This is a genomic window from Citrobacter sp. Cpo090 (assembly GCF_030332665.1).
Classification (GTDB): domain Bacteria; phylum Pseudomonadota; class Gammaproteobacteria; order Enterobacterales; family Enterobacteriaceae; genus Citrobacter; species Citrobacter portucalensis.
The window spans coordinates 1-219 of the sequence record NZ_JAOWHK010000016.1; the positions used below are offsets into that span (position 1 = coordinate 1).

Annotated in this window: 2 tRNA genes; both read left to right on the plus strand. The window is 56.6% G+C overall.

Annotated elements, in window-relative coordinates:
• Nucleotides 1–22 precede the first annotated feature (22 nt).
• Nucleotides 23–98, plus strand: a tRNA-Val gene (locus OGY83_RS00760).
• A 46-nt stretch (nt 99–144) separates the two neighbouring features.
• Nucleotides 145–217, plus strand: a tRNA-Val gene (locus OGY83_RS00765).
• Nucleotides 218–219: the final 2 nt, after the last annotated feature.

Consider the following 219-nt stretch of genomic DNA (forward strand, 5'->3'; position numbering starts at 1 on the left):
ATAATGCGACTCCACACAGCGGGGGTGATTAGCTCAGCTGGGAGAGCACCTCCCTTACAAGGAGGGGGTCGGCGGTTCGAACCCGTCATCACCCACCAACTACTTTATGTAGTCTCCGCCGTGTAGAGTAAGAAATTGAGAAGTGGGTGATTAGCTCAGCTGGGAGAGCACCTCCCTTACAAGGAGGGGGTCGGCGGTTCGATCCCGTCATCACCCACC